14 protein-coding genes are annotated in these 14,371 nt (G+C 70.1%); 11 read left to right on the top strand and 3 right to left on the bottom strand.

The annotated features are described in order from the left end of the window. Positions 1-21 precede the first annotated feature (21 nt). The 3 genes from AVL48_RS00615 to AVL48_RS00605 are packed head-to-tail and all read left to right on the top strand — an operon-like array spanning position 22 to position 3,016. Positions 22-1,125, top strand: coding sequence for a zinc-binding dehydrogenase (locus AVL48_RS00615; RefSeq protein ID WP_061982986.1), 1,104 nt, complete (start codon positions 22-24; stop codon positions 1,123-1,125). 8 nt (positions 1,126-1,133) lie between these two features. Further along, complete coding sequence (locus AVL48_RS00610; protein WP_061982987.1) at positions 1,134-2,093, top strand: aldo/keto reductase; 960 nt, start codon at positions 1,134-1,136, stop codon at positions 2,091-2,093. Further along, positions 2,090-3,016 carry an alpha/beta hydrolase gene (locus tag AVL48_RS00605; RefSeq protein ID WP_061982988.1) on the top strand — a complete coding sequence of 309 codons (927 nt, stop codon included), beginning with the start codon at positions 2,090-2,092 and terminating at the stop codon, positions 3,014-3,016. The genes AVL48_RS00610 and AVL48_RS00605 overlap by 4 nt, the downstream gene beginning before the upstream one ends. Here AVL48_RS00605 and AVL48_RS00600 read toward each other — a convergent pair. Then, complete coding sequence (locus AVL48_RS00600) at positions 3,000-4,445, bottom strand: GMC family oxidoreductase (RefSeq protein ID WP_061982989.1); 1,446 nt, start codon at positions 4,443-4,445, stop codon at positions 3,000-3,002. The two genes, AVL48_RS00605 and AVL48_RS00600, sit on opposite strands and share 17 nt — an antisense overlap. 138 nt (positions 4,446-4,583) lie before the next feature. Between AVL48_RS00600 and AVL48_RS00595 the strand changes: the two genes are divergently transcribed. Further along, entirely contained in the window at positions 4,584-6,017 is a 1,434-nt protein-coding gene (locus AVL48_RS00595) for an aldehyde dehydrogenase family protein (protein WP_061982990.1), read from the top strand. Continuing rightward, on the top strand, positions 6,014-6,685 hold the full coding sequence (locus AVL48_RS00590) for a GntR family transcriptional regulator (RefSeq protein WP_061982991.1): 672 nt from the start codon (positions 6,014-6,016) through the stop codon (positions 6,683-6,685). Before AVL48_RS00595 ends, AVL48_RS00590 begins: the two co-directional genes overlap by 4 nt. Here AVL48_RS00590 and AVL48_RS00585 read toward each other — a convergent pair. Then, positions 6,682-7,575, bottom strand: coding sequence for a helix-turn-helix domain-containing protein (locus tag AVL48_RS00585; protein ID WP_061983100.1), 894 nt, complete (start codon positions 7,573-7,575; stop codon positions 6,682-6,684). The two genes, AVL48_RS00590 and AVL48_RS00585, sit on opposite strands and share 4 nt — an antisense overlap. A 102-nt stretch (positions 7,576-7,677) precedes the next feature. On the opposite strand from AVL48_RS00585, the gene AVL48_RS00580 reads away from it, so the two are divergent. Next, positions 7,678-8,565: a DUF2268 domain-containing putative Zn-dependent protease gene (locus tag AVL48_RS00580; RefSeq protein WP_061982992.1), complete on the top strand. Its 888-nt coding sequence runs from the start codon at positions 7,678-7,680 to the stop codon at positions 8,563-8,565. On the opposite strand, the gene AVL48_RS00575 is transcribed toward AVL48_RS00580, so the two are convergent. Beyond that, positions 8,562-10,010, bottom strand: coding sequence for a choice-of-anchor A family protein (locus AVL48_RS00575; RefSeq protein WP_061982993.1), 1,449 nt, complete (start codon positions 10,008-10,010; stop codon positions 8,562-8,564). The two genes, AVL48_RS00580 and AVL48_RS00575, sit on opposite strands and share 4 nt — an antisense overlap. Positions 10,011-10,140: 130 nt before the next feature. Here AVL48_RS00575 and AVL48_RS00570 point away from each other — a divergent pair, with 130 nt between their 5' ends. From AVL48_RS00570 to AVL48_RS00550, 5 genes are all read left to right on the top strand, one after another. Continuing rightward, complete coding sequence (locus AVL48_RS00570) at positions 10,141-11,244, top strand: sensor histidine kinase (protein ID WP_061982994.1); 1,104 nt, start codon at positions 10,141-10,143, stop codon at positions 11,242-11,244. Beyond that, positions 11,237-12,307, top strand: a complete 1,071-nt coding sequence (locus AVL48_RS00565; RefSeq protein WP_061982995.1) for a hypothetical protein — start codon at positions 11,237-11,239, stop codon at positions 12,305-12,307. Before AVL48_RS00570 ends, AVL48_RS00565 begins: the two co-directional genes overlap by 8 nt. Then, entirely contained in the window at positions 12,286-12,942 is a 657-nt protein-coding gene (locus AVL48_RS00560; protein WP_061982996.1) for a response regulator transcription factor, read from the top strand. The genes AVL48_RS00565 and AVL48_RS00560 overlap by 22 nt, the downstream gene beginning before the upstream one ends. A gap of 100 nt (positions 12,943-13,042) precedes the next feature. Further along, positions 13,043-13,591: a hypothetical protein gene (locus AVL48_RS00555; RefSeq protein WP_061982997.1), complete on the top strand. Its 549-nt coding sequence runs from the start codon at positions 13,043-13,045 to the stop codon at positions 13,589-13,591. Between the two features lie 143 nt (positions 13,592-13,734). After that, positions 13,735-14,358: a hypothetical protein gene (locus AVL48_RS00550; protein WP_061982998.1), complete on the top strand. Its 624-nt coding sequence runs from the start codon at positions 13,735-13,737 to the stop codon at positions 14,356-14,358. Positions 14,359-14,371 lie beyond the last annotated feature (13 nt).

The raw sequence follows: 14,371 nt of genomic DNA, 5'->3' as shown, positions 1-14,371 counted from the left end.
CTACGACTGTAGACTAAAAAGATGGCCAACAGAACCGAAGCGGCGGTGCTCACCGAACACGGGTCCGCGCTCACCCTGCGAGAATTGCCGCTGCCGGAGGAACCGGAACCGGGCGCCGCGCTGGTCCGGATCACCTGCACCACCCTGTGCGGCACCGACGTGCATCTCTGGTCGGGCCAGATGACCTTCCCCGGCATGCTGCCGATGGTGCTGGGGCACGAAATGGTCGGCGAGGTGGTGGCCGTCGGACCGGGTACCACCGACACCCTCGGCCGGGAGATCGCCGAGGGCGACCGCATCGGCTGGTCCGAGTCCACCTGCGGAAAGTGTTACGGCTGCACGATCCTGCGGGAGCCGGTCGCCTGTGAGAAGCGCGGCTACGGGTTCCTCCAGCGCTCCGATGTCTTTCCCTACGCCACCGGCGGTCTCGTCCGGTACTGCTATGTGACCCCCGGCGCGGCCAAACTGCTGCTGCCGGACGACGTCAAGGACACCTGGGCCTCGATGTCGGGCTGCGCGGGCAAAACCGTTCTGCGGGCGGTCGCGCGCTCCGGCGGGATCCGGCCCGGTGCGACGGTCGTGGTCCAGGGCGCCGGCGCGCTCGGCGTGTTCGCGACCGCCGTCGCGCGGATCTCCGGGGCAGGTGACGTGATCACCATCGGCGGTCCCGCCGACCGGCTCGAGACCGCCGGGCGTTTCGGTGCGACAGCGACGATCCCGGTCGACGGCAGCGCCGGAGACCGCGTCGAACGGGTCAAGGAACTCACCGGTGGCCGCGGCGCCGACCACGTCTTCGACTTCGCCGGTGGCCCCACCATCGGCGAGGAGGCGGTGGCGTTCGCCGCACAGCGCGGCACGATCGCGATCGTCGGTTCCACCGGTCCCGCGCCCTCCCCCGTGGCGCTGGGCACCGTGATGGGCAAGGAACTCACGGTCGTCGGGTCGCTCAACGGCGACATCGCCGACTACCACCGCTCGGTGGATTTCTTCCGCACCTTCGCCGGCCGGATGCCCTGGGGCGAACTGTTCAGCGCGCCCGTCGGGCTTTCCGGAGCTTCGCGGAGCGTCGAGTCGATGTCGCGGCTCGGCGAACTCAAAGCCGTCATCGATCCCCGTCTTCCCTAGGAGACCCCATGTCCGTCATCCCCCAGCGCCGGATCGGCCGCGACGGCCCGCTCACCGGCGTGCTCTCGCTCGGCTCCTGGCACACCTACGACCGGATGGACTTCCGCGAGGCCGTGCACCTCGTCCGCGCCGCGGTCGATTCCGGGATCACGCTCTTCGACGTCGGCGTCTACGGGTTCCCCGGCAGTACGCCGGTCTTCACCGACGTCCTGTTCTCCGCCATGGTCCGCGCGGCCGGCCTCAAGCGGGACGACTACCTGCTTTCGGCCAAACTCTGGCTGGAGGGCTACCCGGAGCAGAGCCTCCGCGACCAGCTGGACAACGCGCTCTTCCGCGCCGGGGTCGACCACGCCGACCTGGTGGTGCTGGGAGATCTCCGCCGCGACGACACCGACCTGCGCCGGCTGGTGGTGGATCTCGACGGACTCCGCCGAGCCGGGCTCATCCGGCAGTGGGGGGTGAACAACTGGTCGGCCACCACCATCCGGGCCCTGCACGACTTCGCCGCGACGGAGAACGTGCCCGGACCGGCCATCGCGCAACTGAAGTACAGCGTCGCCCGAAGGTCCATTCCGGACGGTGAACCCTTCAAGCGCGTCTTCGGTGAGCTCGGGGTCACGCTGCAGTCCTCGGACATCTTCGAGGGCGGGATCCTGCTGGGCAAGAACAGCGGCGCGCGCCAGGTCGGCCGCGACCCCGGCGACATCCGCGAGCGCATCGCCGCCTCCGCCCCGGAACTCGCGAAGCTCGCGAGCGAACTCGGTGCGACGGCGGCCCAGCTGTGCCTGGCCTTCACCCTCACCCACCCGGCCAACACGACCACGCTCTTCGGCGCGACCAGTACCGAGCAGCTCAAGGACAACCTCGGCGCCGTCGACCTCGTCGAGCGGGTGGGCGCGGAGAAGTTGCGCGAACTCGTCGAGCCGTACTGGGCGGACCGGGACGTCGTCGATCCGGAGGGACCGTGACGGCGTTCGATCCCGAACTCGCCGCGGCCCTCGAAGGCCTGCCGTCCGGACCGCCGCTGAGTGCCGAGTCGCTCGCGAGTGTCCGCAAGGCGCTGGCCGACGGGAATCCGACGTGCGCCGAGGCGGTCGGCGACCGGGACCTCGTCTGGGAAGACCGTGCCGTGCCCGGTACCGACGTCGTCGTCACCGTGCTCAAACCCCGTCGGCCCGGACGGGACGCGCCGGGGTTCTACAACATCCACGGTGGTGGAATGGTGCTGGACGACCGGTTCGCCGATCTGCCCCGGATGGTCGCGCTCGTCGAGGAGTTCGGCTTCGTCGCGGTGACCGTGGACTACCGGCTGGCCCCCGAACATCCGCATCCGGCACCGCTCGAAGATTGCTACGCGGGATTGGTCTGGATGGTCGAGAACGCCGCTGAACTCGGTTTCGATCCGGCGAAGCTGATCGTCGGGGGCGGCAGTGCGGGCGGCGGGCTCAGCGCGGGGATCGCCCTGCTGGCCAGGGATCGAGGTGGTCCGGCCTTGGCAGGCCAGCTGCTGCTGTGCCCGATGATCGACAGCCGCAACGATTCCGCGTCCACGGTGGAATTCGCCGAACGCGGTGTCTGGGGCCGGGCGGCGAACGAATTCGGCTGGCGCTCTCTCCTCCAAGGACAGACCTCGCCGTACGCCGTCCCGGCGACCGCGAGCGATCTCACCGGGCTTCCACCCGCGTTCATCGAGGTCGGCGCGGCCGAGATCTTCCGTGACGAGGACGTCGATTACGCGCGGCGCCTCTGGCGCGCGGGCGTGCCCACTGAACTGCACGTCTGGGCGGGCGCGTACCACGGGTTCGACCGGATCGCGCCGGACAGTGAGGTGACCCGGGCCGCGCTCGCCGCCCGGGCCTCGTGGCTGCGCCGCACTATCGGCCGGGCATGAACCTGGCGGCCTGTTCGCCGACCAGCACCGCCGGCGCGTTGGTGTTGCCCGTGGTCACCCGCGGCAGCACCGACGCGTCGGCGACCCGGAGTCCTTCGAGCCCGTGCACGGCCAGCGTCGGATCGACCACGGCCAGTTCGTCGGTGCCCATCCGGCAGGTTCCGACCTGATGGTGGTAGGTGATGGCGGTCCGGCGGACGTAGTCGCGGACGTCGGCGTCCCGCCCCGGATACAGCTCGCGGGCGCCCCACTCCTCCGCCAGCGCGGACGCCCGGCCGATCACCCGGCACTGCTCCACCGACGCGACCAGGCTCTCGAAGTCGGCCGGGTCTTCCAGCGCGGCGAGGTCGATGAGCGGTTCGTCGAGCGGGCTCGGCCCGGAGAGCCGCAGGCTGCCCCGGCTGCGCGGCGTGACCATGCCCGCCATCAGCGAGAACCCGGTCTCCGGGCCGGTCATCCAGTCTTCGTACATCGGCACGCTGAAATGGATCGGCTGAGTGTCGGGGACGGCGAGACCGGGACGGCTGCGCCAGAACAGCTGGGTCTGCGTGACCGAGCGGCCGGGCGCGGGCGGCTCGACCTGACGGCGGTCGGTCGTGAAGATGACCGGCGAGAGCAGGTGATCGTGCAGGTTCTTCCCCACGCCCGGCAGATCCGCGACGACGTCGATGCCGTGGGCGGCCAGGTCGTCCGCCGGACCGACGCCGCTGCGCAGCAGGATCGCCGGTGAGGCCAGCGCGCCCGCGGCGAGCACGACCTCATCGGCGAAGACCTTGCGCAGTTCGCCGTCGACCTCGGCCAGCACACCGGTCACCTTGGTCCCCTCGAACAGCAACCGGTGTACGAGCGCTCCCGTGTGGACGGTCATCCGGCCGGCGGCGGGCAGCCCGTAGGCGAGCCAGGTGTTGAGCCGTTTGCCGTCCCGCGTGGTGACGCGCTGCACCGAGACGCCGTCGAGTTCGCCGTCGTTGTAGTCGGGATTGAACGGAAAGCCTGCCTGCACGGCGGCGTCCACAATGGACCGCTGGATCGGGTGGAGCGGCTCGTTCGGTACGACGTCGAGCAGATCCTTCTCGATCCGCTCGAACACCGGGCGCACGTCGTCCCACCGCCAGCCGGGCAGGTCCCAGCCGTCGTAGTCGGCGGGGGCGCCGCGTACCCAGATCATCGCGTTGAGCGCGTGCGACCCACCGAGGACCTTGCCGCGCGGCAGGTGCAGCCGCCGGTTGGCCGCGTGCGGCTGCGGCACGGTGTAGTAGTCCCAGTCTTCCGGGCCGTGCCACAGCTCACCGGCCCGCGAGGGGTCGTGGATGGCCGGGTTGGTGTCCGGCCCGCCCGCTTCGAGCAGGGTGACCCACGCCCCGGAGTCGGCCAGTCTCCTGGCGACCACCGAACCGGCCGAACCCGCTCCCACCACGATGACGTCCATGTCCTCCACCCTCGCAAGCCACGGCGCCGTCCGGCGGATTCGGTTCGCTGGCCGACAATCGGCGTGCCCTGGCGGGCAAGACCGGGATGCCCGCGGCGCCCGATACTCGATCACATCCAGGTCGAGGAGGAGCTAGCCATGGCCACAAGCCTGTTCATCGACGGACAGTGGACCGCCGCCGGAGGCGGATCCCTGCCGACGTACGATCCGGCCACGGGCCAGGTGATCGAGGAGGTCGGCACCGCGTCGGCCGCCGACGTCGACGCCGCCGTCGGCGCCGCCCGGAAGGCACTGAACGACCCCGCGTGGGCGGGACTGCTCCCGGTTCAGCGGGCCGCGCTGCTGTTCAAGCTGGCGGCACTGGTCGACGAGCACCACGAGGAACTGGCCGCGCTCGAAACGCGCGATCAGGGCCAGCCGATCGGCATCTCGCGCCAGGTCAGCGTCACCGGCGCGGCCGAGCATCTCCGGTACTTCGCGGGCTGGGTGACCAAGATCCAGGGCACCACCAACCCGGTGTCCTTCCCGGACACCCTGCACTACACCCGCCGCGAGCCGGTGGGAGTGAACGCGCTGATCACGCCGTGGAACTTCCCGCTGATGATCCTGGTGTGGAAACTCGCGCCCGCGCTGGCCACCGGGAACACCGTGGTGATCAAGCCCAGCGAGGTCACGCCGCTGACCAGCATCCGGCTGGTGGAGCTGGTGCACGAGGCCGGATTCCCGCCGGGCGTGGTCAACCTGGTCACCGGCGACGGCGCGGTGGGTGCGCTGCTGAGCAAGCACCACGACGTCGACCACCTGTCCTACACCGGGTCCACCGCGGTCGGGAAGCTCATCACGGCGGCCAGCGCGGAGTCGAACCTGAAACGGCTCACTCTCGAACTCGGCGGCAAGGCACCCAGCATCATCGCCTCGGACGCCGACATCGACGCCGCCGTCGCGGGCAACCTCGCGGGCGCGACACTGAACAGCGGACAGGTCTGTGCCGCGTACACCCGGTTCTTCGTCGACCGCAAGCGCGAACAGGAGTTCGTCGCGAAACTGGCCGCCGGGCTCGAAGGCCTCAAGCTCGGACCGGGTCTGGACGAGTCCACCCAGCTCGGGCCGCTGGTGTCCGCGAAGCACCGCGAGCACGTGGACTTCCTCGTCTCGACCGGTCGCGAACAGGGCGCGGACCTGGTCACCGGCGGCCAGGTCGTCGATCGCGAAGGCTACTTCTACTCACCGACGCTGTTCGCCGGTGTCGCCGACGACATGACGATCATGCGCGAAGAGATCTTCGGCCCTGTCCTCGCCGTCACCGCCTACGACGATCCCGACGAGCTGCTGGCGCGCGCGAACGACACCGAGTACGGGCTCGCGGCCACCGTGTGGACCCGCGACATCGGTGTCGCGCACCGGTTCGCCAACGGCATCCGGGCGGGGGCGGTGTTCGTCAACATGCCGTCGATCCCCGACATGGCCGCGCCGTGGGGCGGCTACAAGGCGTCGGGCTGGGGCCGCGAGATGGGCCCGTGGGCGATCGACGCGTACACCGAGACCAAATCCGTCTGGCTGCACTACTCGTGACCGCGGGCGACGCGGTGAACGGGACCGCGAAGAGCAAGTCGCAGATCGCCTACCACTGGCTCAAGGCGCGGATCGACGACGGCACCTTCTCCCCCGGCTATCGCCTCGTGTTCGGGCAGATCGCGCAGGAACTCGGCGTCAGCACGGTGCCCGTACGCGAAGCGGTCCGGCGGCTGGAGGCCGAAGGGCTGGTGACCTACGAGCACAACATCGGCGCGCAGGTCGCGATGGCCGACGAGAGCGATTACCAGCACACGATGCAGACGCTCGCCCTGGTCGAGGGCTACGCCGCGGCGCTGGCGGCGCCGTCCTTGCCCGGCAAGGCACTCGAGGAGGCCAAGGGACTCAACGCGGAACTGACCGCCTGCCTCGACAACTTCGAGCCGTCGCGGTTCACCGCGCTGAACCGCGACTTCCACCGTGTCCTGTTCGGCACCTGTCCCAACCCCCAGGTGCTCGACCTGGTCAACCGCGGCTGGAACCGGCTGGCCGGGCTGCGCACGTCGACGTTCAGCTTCGTCCCGGGACGCGCGCACGAATCCGTGCAGGAGCATCAGAACATCCTCGACCTGTTCGACCGGAGGGCGCCTGCCGGAGAGATCGAACTGGCTGTGCGGGAGCACCGGCTGACGACGCTGGAGACGTTCCTCGCCTGGCGGCATCCCTAGGACGGCACGGCCTCCGGTGGCGGGAAGGCATAGAAGCGCACGGAAAGCTCCTGCTCGCCCGCCGCCGGGCGACGACGACGTTGGCAGTACCGGTTGATCAGCTCGCGATATTCGGCGTCCAGTTCGCGGAATTCGTCTTCGGTCAGCCGCGTCGAAGTCCGCTGAGCCGTCGCCCACGGGCCGAATTCGTCGCGATGCGACGCGGCCCAGGACAGCAGTGCGACCTCGTTCTCGTACTTCGCGTCGAGGAACGCGGTGACCCGGTCCCGGGCTTCGCCGGTGTAGTCCTCCGGCTTCGGCTCGCGCAGGTCCTGCGGGAGTGAGAACCACTCCCCTTTCCGGCCACGGCGCACGAACCCGTTGTCCTGCAAGGTTTTCAGGCATTCGACGACTTCCGCCCGCTGGAGCCCGGTGTTCCGCGCCACCTGTTCGGCGGTGGCGGGAAGTTCGCCCGTCACCCGCTGGTATCGCGGGTCGTCCCGCAGCTCGATGTCGCGCAAGGTCACCGTCCGCTGGGGCATCGCCGTGCTCAGCAGCCGCCTCGCGGCGAGGGCCAAGACCACGGCGACCGGGATCTCGACGAAGACCGCGAGCGCGACACTGGCCCACCGCTCGTCCGACGTCCAGCCGAGCATGACGTCGAACCAGGCGTCGCAGCACAACAGCGCGGCCGTGGCCGACAGCAGCGGGACGGCCGCCCGGCGGCGGCGCAACCCGAGCCATGCCCCGGCGGCGAAGCAGAGCAGAAGGGCGACGTCGAATCCGACCCAGGCCGCGCGCCATTGGCCGGTGTCGTACCGGTCGGGCAGCGTATGCGCGAGGTAGACGGTCCACGGCACGAGGCAGACCGCCGCTCCCGCGAGGAGGACCAGGAGTATCCGTCGGATCATGATCACGAGGTTAGGAGCGGGCGCCGCCGACGGCATCGGGGATTCTCCCTGGTTCACCCCAGGCTTGAGTCTCCCCCCACTGGAGCCTTTACCGTCGCTGCCATGACGATCACCGTTCTGGACACCTACCCGGCGATGCGCGAGATCCTGCGCGCGCCGCGGGCCGACCGCGCCGCGCTGCTCAAGGCGATGGTCGAGCCCGCCGCCGGGATGTACCGCTACTTCCCCGGTGAGGTGGACCTCGTCGCGATGCACGCGATGAGTTCCGGCTTCCCGCTCGACCGCGACGAAGAGCGCTGCCTCGAAGGTCTCGGCGCCTTGCACGAAGCCGACGCCTGGAACCGCATCCAGCGGGCACTCGACGACGCCGTGACCGCACAGCTCGCGGCGATCCCGGAACTCGCGATACCGGACATCACCGTCCTCACCGTGCTCGGCGATCCCGGCGACGCGCATTTCATGGGGCCGAACCTGGGGATGTCGGCGAACGGCAGCGTGTCCGGCTACCTCTATCTCACCTTCTGGCCGTACCCGGAGAACCTGGCGCGACTGGAGGCGACGGCGGTGCACGAGCTGAACCACAATCTCCGCTACAGCCCCGGCGGGGTGATCTGGGACCCGGCGACGGTCACCGTCGGCGAGCAGATCGTGTCCGAGGGGCTGGCCGACGCCTTCGCTCGCCAGTTGTACGGCGACGAACTCGGCTATGCCCGCATCGGCGTGCCGCACCTGCGCGACGACGCGGTGTTCGCGAAGGTCGTCTCCGGGCTGGGGATCACCGGCATGCGCAACTTCACGGCCTGGGTACACGGCGACGAGACCGCCGCCCGCTACGGCGGCACCCCGGTCGGTCTCCCGACCGGTGCCGGTTACGCGGTGGGTAACCGGCTCGTCGACGCCTATCTGGCCGCGACCGGCCGTACCGCCGCGGAGGCGCTGCTGGCGGACCGCCGCGACATCCTCGACACGGCGCTCGCCAAGCTCTCCTAGGATTCCCGGCGCCTCGACCGGATCGTGAGCACCACGAGCACGCCGCCGAGAAGCAACAGGAACAAGCCGGAGACGAGCAGGCCACGGAGTTCGCTGCCGGTCGAGGCCAGCGGGCCGCTGTCGGACGGCCCGCCACCCGGCGTGGTCGCGATCGGCTGTCCCGGCGTGGTGCTGGTCGTCATCCCGGGGCCGGGGGTCGTGCTCGAAGTACTGCTGGTGGTCGGCGAAGTACTGCTGCTGCCCGTAGTGGTCGTGGTGGGCCGCGACGTGCTGCTGGACGACGTGCTGCTCGTGGGCACACTGCTCGAACTGCTGGTGGTGGTCGAGGTGGCTGTCGTCGGGCTGATGGAGGGGGAAGACGAAGACGTCGAACTGCTCGGCGTCGTGGTCGGCGTGGTGACGCAGTCGGGCAGGTCACCGGTGAACGGGTAGGCGTGGAACTCCTGCCCGCCGCCACCGGTCGCCTCCGAGGTGTGCACCAGCGAGCCCGTGGTGAAGAAACGGCCGTTCATCCCGGACGCGGTGACCGTCGCGGTGCTTCCCGGTTCGCCGATCAGCACGCTTCCCTGGAACTGTGCGCCACCCGCGATCTTCACCTTGGTGGCGTCCGGGAAGTTCCACAGGAGCCGCTCGCGCAGCTTGTTCAGCGGGTCCCGGTCGTCGAGGTCGCCGGTGTAGGTGTTGATCGTCCGTTCCGCCCCCACCATGTTCACCAGGATCGTCGCCCCGGCCGGAATGCCGGTGAACTCGATGCCCTGCATGCCGCCGGTACGGCCGACCAGATCGAAGTCCACGGTGAACACCTGCAAGGCGGATTTCCCGTCCCCGGTGAACAGAGTGCGGTATCCCTCGTTGCGCGCTGTGCCCGTGGCAGGGCGCGGAGTGGAATTCTCGCGTGCGTAGCACTTGCTCGCCACGCGAAGATCCTCGCGCAGGCCCGAATACGGTTTCGCCGCGTCAGGGTCCTTCTCGAGTTTGCCGGTAACCGTCCCGGTCACCGTTCCCGCGTGCCGGACCACACCGCCATCGGCGAGCAACCGCTGTCCCGCCGCGATGCTCACGTCCCCGCCGGTCGTCAGGAAATCCGCCCCGTCCGGCGGCGGGACCCGTGAGCCGACACCGGCGATGCCGACGTTGTACACGGCGGACGCGCCTGCTCGTTTCGCCATGTCGAAATCACCGAGGACGACGACCCGGCCTTCGGCTTCCGCCGCCGCTTCGCGAACCTGGAATTCGCCGCCGACATAGACATTGATCCCGTTGTCCCGCCCGGCGTAGTCCTTGTTGTTCACCGGGGGGTACGTGCCGGGACAGGCGGGTCCGACACACGGTCCCAGTCCACCCGGCAACGGGGCGGCGACCGCCCCATCGGTGACGACAAGGGCCGCCACGCACACCACCGCGGCGGCACCGGCAGAAATCGAGGCGAACCGCCTTGCGCGCATGGGGCGATTCTTGTGCCGGCCGACCGGGTGCGCACAATCGAAAGGCGGAAATACCCCCGACCGGGCGAGGCACGTAACCCACCCCACGCCGTCGTGGTGCCGGGTCCAGGCGTCTGCTTGACTGCTGCCCGTGCCGTCCGCTCGTGAGACCTCCGTCGAAGCGGAGTTCTTGACGGTGGTCGGCCGGTTCGCCGGCCCCGCGCGAGGCGTCGGCCTCTTGGTGATCAGTGTTTTCGGAGTGCTCGCGACGCCACCGGGCGCGCTCCTTCTCGGCTGCGGCCTGCTCGCGCTGGCGCTGGGCACCGCCGTGGCCGAGCAGCTCGCGGGGAAGACGGGCCGGGGCAGGCCGGTGGCGTTCGCGCTGACGCTGGTCCGCGCCGTGGCGATCTGCGGCACCCAGTTCCTGACGGCGCCCGAAGCGGGCGAGCTGAACCAGTGGGCGTTGAACGTCCTCACCATCACCGCGATCACCCTGCAGTGGGAATGGCCGCCGAAGGTCACCGTGCCCGCCGTCGCCTGCCTGCTGGCGATCGAGGTGGTACCGCTCGGTTTCGAGGACGGCCTCTTCGTGGTGCTGCGGGTGGTGCTCGAAGCCGCGCTCGCCAGGGGCGCCTTCCTCCTGTTGCTGCGCACGACCCGCCGGATCGACCACCTGCGCGAGCGGCGCGCCCGGCTGGCGCGGGAGGAATCCCTTGCCGTGGAACGACGACGTCAGGAACGGGAGTATCTGGCCGTCCTGCACGACACGGCGGCGGCCACCTTTCTCACCGTGGCCCAGCGCGGGAAGACCGCGGGAACGGCCGAGGTCGCCGAGTACGCCCGCCGGGATCTCGCGATCCTCACCGGCGAGTCCGGCCCCGGCGGGGTGGTCGATCTCGAAACCTCGCTGCGCGGAGTGCTCGCGGAAAGCCCGGTGCGGGTCGAGACACATTGGTCGCCGCTCCCGGCGATCCCGGCCTCCGCGGCGCTCGCGCTGGTGCGGGCCGTACGCGAGGCGCTGGCGAACGTCGACCGGCACGCGGGTGTCGGCGAGGCCCGGCTGACGGTCGAAGACGGCGTACGCGTGACCATCCGGGACGAGGGCCGCGGGTTCGATCCCGCCGCGACCCCGGCGCAGCGGCGAGGCGTCCGGGGGTCGCTCGTCGAGCGCATGGCCGCGGTGGGCGGCCGGGCGAAGGTGACCTCCGCGCCCGGCGCGGGGACCACGGTGGAACTGGTGTGGCCCGATGGATGAGACGGCGGAGCGGGTCCTCGGCGGCTGCCGGATCGCGATCCTGGGCATCACCGTGGTGATCCAGGTCGGCCTCAGTCTGCCCCGGGTGACCGGCGCCGAAAGCCGGGCCGCGTTCGTGGCGCTCGGCATCGTCCTTCTCGTCGCGTCGTGGTGGGTGCTGCGGGGCAAGCCGGTTCCGTGGCAGGCCGGGATGATCGGCACCGTCGTCGCACTGACCGCCTCGGCGGTGGCGAGCTGGGCGGTGCCGCCGGGTGAACTGTTCGGCGAACGGCACTGGGTCTTCGGCTTGGTCGGCTGGCATCTGCTGGTCCTGCTGCTCGACCGGCCGGTGGCCGCGGTGGCGGCCCTCGGGGCGCAACTGGTGCTGGACGTCGTCCGGCTGGTCACCGCCGCTCCCGCCGACCGGGCCGAAATCAGCGGCGTGGTGATCGGCGGGCTCAGCGTGATCACCTTCCAGCTCGCCACGTTGGCGCTGGTGCGGGTCGTGTACCGGCGGGCGGGCGAAGCCGCGGAGGCCTCGGCCGAACGCGACCGGCTGCTCCACCGCAAGGCACTCGCCGAGCAACGGGAGGCCGACCAGCGCAGCCGGTTCGCCGGTCAGCTCGGCACCACCCTGCCGCTGCTCGCCGGACTGGCCGACCGCACACTGGATCCGCGCGACGAGGCGGTCCAGCGGCGCTGCGCGCTCGCGGCCACGCAGCTGCGACGGCTGTTCGCGGAGAACGACGACGTCCCCGACCCGTTGGTGCACGAGGTGTCGGCGTGCGTCGACCTCGCCGAACGGCGGGGCCTGACGGTGGCCTTGGCGGTCAGCGGTGAACCAGCGCCGGTCCCGACGGCGGTCCGCCGTGAGCTGACCGGCCCGCTGATGACCGCGCTGGTCGCCGCCCGGTCGCAGGCGAGGGTCAGCGTGCTGCGGACCGGTGAGGAGATCCGGGTCGCGGTGATCACCGACGGTGAACCGGGCCCGCTGGTGAACGGATCGGGCGTCGTCGACGTCGAATGGCACGCGCTGGGAGAACGATCGTGGATGGAGGCGAAATGGCGTTCGCGACCGAACTGACCGCGGTGGTCGTCGACGATCATCCGGCCGTGCGGGCCGGGGTCGTGCACTGGTTGTCGTCGGGGACCCCGCCGGTCAGGGTGGTGGCCGAGGGCGAGGACGTGCGGGCCGCCTGGATCGGCGAAGGGGCGCAGGCCGACGTCGTCATCCTCGACCTGCATTTGAACAGCACCACCCCCGCGATGGGAGATCTGCGCAGGCTCACCGAAGCCGGCCGCCGCGTCGTCGTCTACTCGATGCGGGCCGACGACGAGACCGTATTGCAGTGCCTCGAACTCGGCGCCCTCAGCTATCTCACCAAGGCCGAAGGCGCGGAACACCTCCTCGAAGCCGTACGCGCGGCGGCCGCCGACCGGCCGTACACGCCGCCGTCGCTGGCGGGCGCGCTGGCCGGGGACCGCTCGGACCGGCGTCCGGCCCTCTCGGCGCGGGAGACCGAAGTGCTCATCGAATGGTTCCAGTCGGAGTCTAAGGATTTCGTCGCGCACCGGCTCGGGATTTCGCCGAACACGGTCAACTCGCATCTGGAGCGGATCCGGGTCAAGTACGCCCAGATCGGCCGGGAAGCCCCGACCAAGGCAGCGCTGGTCGCACGGGCGATCCAGGACGGGCTGATCGGCGTAAGCGATTTGTGATCGGTTGTGGTGTGAACGGGCCACAGTCGCGGGCCCCCGCTGCGGCTACGGTGCGTGACGAGCACGCCGTCACCGGTTCGGCGGAAGTCCGAGGAGAACCATGAAGTCCGCCCGTACCGCCTTGATCGCCACCGCCTGCGCCGCCGCGCTGCTGCTTTCCGCCTGCGGCGAGGAAGCGGGCGGGAAGACCGTCCGAGCCGACGGCACCCTGGCACCCGGCAGTGAACTCAGGGTCGGCGAACGCGCCGTCGTCCCGTTCAGCGACGCGGGCAAGTCCGGCACGATCGCGATCACCGTCAAGTCGGTCGACGTCGGGCCGAAGGAGGATCTCGCCAAGTTCAAGGACAAAGGCGAGGGCACGCTCCCGGTCTACGTCCGGATGGTGATCGAGAACGTCGGTGGCACGGACCTCGCCGACACTTCGGTGTCCGTGCGCGCGGTGGACGCGAGCGGCAAGGGCACCAAGGTGATCATGGCCGGCGGCACCGCGGCCTGTAAGGGCGAGACGGCGCCGGAGACGTTCACCACGCCAGGCGCCACCTACGAAACCTGTGACACCGAAGGCGTCAAGGACGGTAACGAGGTCGGTGGCGTGTCGTTCGGCGAAGGCGACGGGTACAAGGACGACCCGATCACCTGGAAGAAGTGACCGTACTTCACGTTGGTCCGATCAGCGCAACCTTTTCGTGATCATTCGTGGTGCGAATGGCCCACACCGTCGTACTCCGCTGTCGATTACGGTGCGTGGCGAGAACGCCGGAGCAGGATTCGGCGGGGAGTCCGAGGAGATCCATGAAGTTCGACCGCATCGCCCTGTCCGCCACCGGCTGTGCCGCCATGCTGGTGCTTTCCGCCTGCGGCGGCAAAGAAGAGGGCGGTTCCCCGGTGCCCGCCCCCGCTCCGACGTCGACGTCGGCTGCCGCGTCCTCCCCCGCGACCAGCGGCACCGTCCCGGTCTCGAACGCGGACGCCACCGCGCCCGGCAGTGAACTGAAGGTCGGCGACCGCGCCGTCGTGCCGTTCAAGTACGGCACCGACAAGACCGGCACCGTCGCGATCACCGTGAAATCCATCGAGCTGGGCCCGAAGGAAGACCTCGCCGCGTATGGCGACAAGGCCAAGGGCATGACGCCGGTGTACATCCGGATGACGGTGGAGAACGTCGGCGGCACGGACCTCACCTACAGCACGGTGCGCCTGCGCGCGGTCGGCCCGAACAACAAGAGCACCGGCGTGATCATCACCGGCGAGACCCCGAACTGCCAGTCCGAGACGGCGAAGAAGGACTTCAAGACCGTCGGCGCGACCTACGACACCTGCGAACTCCAGGCCGTGCGCGACGGCGGCGAGGTCGGCGGCGCGACCTACAGCGACGGTGACGGGTACAAGGACGACCCGATCGTCTGGAAGAAGTAGCCTTCCGATCGCG

Source organism: Amycolatopsis regifaucium, assembly GCF_001613935.1.
Classification (GTDB): domain Bacteria; phylum Actinomycetota; class Actinomycetes; order Mycobacteriales; family Pseudonocardiaceae; genus Amycolatopsis; species Amycolatopsis regifaucium.
This window is presented reverse-complemented; position numbering and strand designations above follow the sequence as displayed.

Coding starts and splice junctions, on each gene's coding strand:
- AVL48_RS00615 (WP_061982986.1), top strand. CDS start 22: ATGGCCAACAGAACCGAAGCGGCGGTGCTCACCGAACACGGGTCCGCG.
- AVL48_RS00610 (WP_061982987.1), top strand. CDS start 1,134: ATGTCCGTCATCCCCCAGCGCCGGATCGGCCGCGACGGCCCGCTCACC.
- AVL48_RS00600 (WP_061982989.1), bottom strand. CDS start 4,445: ATGGACGTCATCGTGGTGGGAGCGGGTTCGGCCGGTTCGGTGGTCGCC.
- AVL48_RS00595 (WP_061982990.1), top strand. CDS start 4,584: ATGGCCACAAGCCTGTTCATCGACGGACAGTGGACCGCCGCCGGAGGC.
- AVL48_RS00585 (WP_061983100.1), bottom strand. CDS start 7,575: ATGATCCGACGGATACTCCTGGTCCTCCTCGCGGGAGCGGCGGTCTGC.
- AVL48_RS00580 (WP_061982992.1), top strand. CDS start 7,678: ATGACGATCACCGTTCTGGACACCTACCCGGCGATGCGCGAGATCCTG.
- AVL48_RS00575 (WP_061982993.1), bottom strand. CDS start 10,010: ATGCGCGCAAGGCGGTTCGCCTCGATTTCTGCCGGTGCCGCCGCGGTG.
- AVL48_RS00565 (WP_061982995.1), top strand. CDS start 11,237: ATGGATGAGACGGCGGAGCGGGTCCTCGGCGGCTGCCGGATCGCGATC.
- AVL48_RS00560 (WP_061982996.1), top strand. CDS start 12,286: ATGGCGTTCGCGACCGAACTGACCGCGGTGGTCGTCGACGATCATCCG.
- AVL48_RS00555 (WP_061982997.1), top strand. CDS start 13,043: ATGAAGTCCGCCCGTACCGCCTTGATCGCCACCGCCTGCGCCGCCGCG.
- AVL48_RS00550 (WP_061982998.1), top strand. CDS start 13,735: ATGAAGTTCGACCGCATCGCCCTGTCCGCCACCGGCTGTGCCGCCATG.